This is a genomic window from Bradyrhizobium sp., from assembly GCF_049691595.1.
GTDB lineage: Bacteria > Pseudomonadota > Alphaproteobacteria > Rhizobiales > Xanthobacteraceae > Bradyrhizobium.
The window spans coordinates 1-2,322 of the sequence record NZ_JBAVNZ010000164.1 but is presented as its reverse complement, the minus strand read 5'-3'; the positions used below and the strand labels follow the sequence as shown (position 1 = coordinate 2,322).

General features: G+C 59.0%; 1 protein-coding gene. It reads right to left on the bottom strand.

Annotated elements, in window-relative coordinates; all coding sequences use genetic code 11:
- Window positions 1–513: 513 nt before the first annotated feature.
- The gene (locus WCE35_RS07320) at window positions 514–2,262 is read right to left on the bottom strand and encodes a phosphoethanolamine transferase (protein WP_424592680.1); all 1,749 of its coding nucleotides are present in this window, start codon (window positions 2,260–2,262) and stop codon (window positions 514–516) included.
- Between the last annotated feature and the right edge of the window lie 60 nt (window positions 2,263–2,322).

Below are 2,322 nucleotides of genomic sequence, written 5' to 3'. Positions count from 1 at the left end.
AGTTTCCCGAGCTGGACAATTGGGTGCATTGCAACCGTATCTTTAGAGCCTGGCGCCGGACGGACTGTAGTCCGCCGCGCCGCCACTCGAAAGACACCAGACGCGTTATTGGCGGGCTTCAGCCGCCCGGCGGCCAACTTCTGATTCCGAGACTTCGCCAGCGGCGACCAACGCACTAATGCAGCGTTTGGAGAGCCTTGGGCCAGCATCTCTCATGCATTGTCTTAATTCTGGACTGCCGACGGCATGGGCGCTGCAGTAGGCAAAATAGTCGCTCGCACAGGACAATTTTACGCGTGCGCTTACCGCTCCGGCTGGCGAGGCGCCGAGTATGGTCAAGGCAAGAAACACCGCCGTTGCGATTGCGCTGCGGTAGGAAAGCGCCGGTTCTGGCGTCTTAGTCGTCGTTTGGGGTGTCATGGCAAACTCCAATTGCGCGGGGTGATTCGCAAGGTACCGGAGTTCGCGTTGCCCGTTTGTTACCAGCGGCACAATGCGCCAAAGATTTCCTAGCTATTGCAGTCGCGTATCACTGCCGGGGGGTGAGGCCCCGAGCGCGGTGGCGTGGCGGCAAGCTGCGAAGAGATCCAGCGCTGCATCGTAGACGGCGGTGCGGATATCAAAAAGACCCAGCACCGAGTGAAACAGATTGTCGTGGCTAACCGGCCCGGCGGCAGTCTTGGCCAGACACGCCGTGTCGGTGCGACTAGTCTCACTCAACCCTCGCGATAGCCAAAGCACGGCCGGCACATGCTTTTGAGCCTCCGGCGCAATGGCATAGGGCATGCCATGAAGATACATGTTGTTCTCGCCCAGGCTTTCACCGTGATCGGACATGTAGATCATGCCCGTGTCCGCATTGCCCGCCCCCGCCGCGTCAGTCAAGATCGACACGAGACGCCCGAGTACATAATCGGAGTAGAGGATTGTATTATCGTACGCGTTGACGATCTCGGCGTTCGTGCAACGGCTGAACTGGCTCTCCTGGCACACGGGCTTGAACGTCTCGAAGCGCTCCGGGTATCGCTTCCAATAGGCCGGTCCGTGACTGCCCATCATGTGCATGATGATGACCGTGTCTTGCGTCAGCCCTTTGATGCGGTCTGCAAGCCCATCCAGCAGAATCTCATCGTGGTTCTCGCTGTAGGCATAAAATACCGGATGCTTGAGGCCGGTCAGAACTTCTGTCGTCACCCGGTCGCAGACGCCCTTGCACCCGGCTTGATTTTCGCGCCAGACAACGTCGAGCCCGGCGCGTTTCAGAATATCGAGCAAATTCTGCTGCCCGGACGCCTTGGCATTGGTGAAGTCCTTCTGGCCCAATCCCGAGAACATGCATGGCACGGATTGCGCCGTGTCTGTACCGCACGAATACGCCTTTGGGAAATTGATGAGGCCATCAATTTTCGTCAATTCGGGAGTCGTGGCCCGCGCGTAGCCATTCAACGCGAAGTGATCAGCGCGCGCTGTCTCACCGATAGCCACGACGAAAAGCGACTTGCGCGGCTTACTGCTGGCAGACTGCACCCGGACGGCATCCTCGGCGAAGGGCTTGACGTCGGGATGCATGGCCACTGATTTCGACCGCACATACTTGTTGAGCGCACTGACAAAGTTCGAGGGCGTCAACGTCAACCGGAGCGCCCGGTTCTCCCGGAACACCGACGTCACGTTCGAGAAAAACGGGAAGAGCAACGCGGCACACAGCGGAAGGATCACCGCAGCGGACACGGACGTGCGTTTGAAGCCATGCCAATGGGGCGGCCAGTCGATCGGCACGCGCCACAGAGCCAATGCAGGCAGAACGCCGAGCAGCGCGATATAGAGGATCATCTTGCTCGACACGAGATCACCCGCTTCGGCGGTGTTTGTCTCGAAAAGGTTGCGCACCATGTTGACGTCGATGACGACGCCGTACTCGAGCATGAAGTAGCTCGCGGCGGCCGTGAGCGGCAGCAGAACCCCGACAACCGGACGCAGCAGCGGCCGCACGGCGATGAGAAGAAGGAGAAGATAGGTCAACAGTAAAATGGACAGAAACGTTGCGCCGATGAAAAGCCATTCGAACGCGGTCCGCGGTTCGACAACCCGGTGCATCATGCGCCAAAACGGCAAATTGAGGATGGCAACGAAAAGCACTGCCAGCGCGAAGCAGACCGCCTCTGGTGTCCGGAGTTTTGTCAGCATCAAAAGAATCGCGTCCTTGAAGTGTTCGGCGACACCGTCACGGCCAGAGTTGACCGCGCGCCATTCGTCTCCCACCGGCCGTCTCGTGCCAATTTATTATGCCCAGCAGCCCCCAACTCCACGCCAAACTAAGGC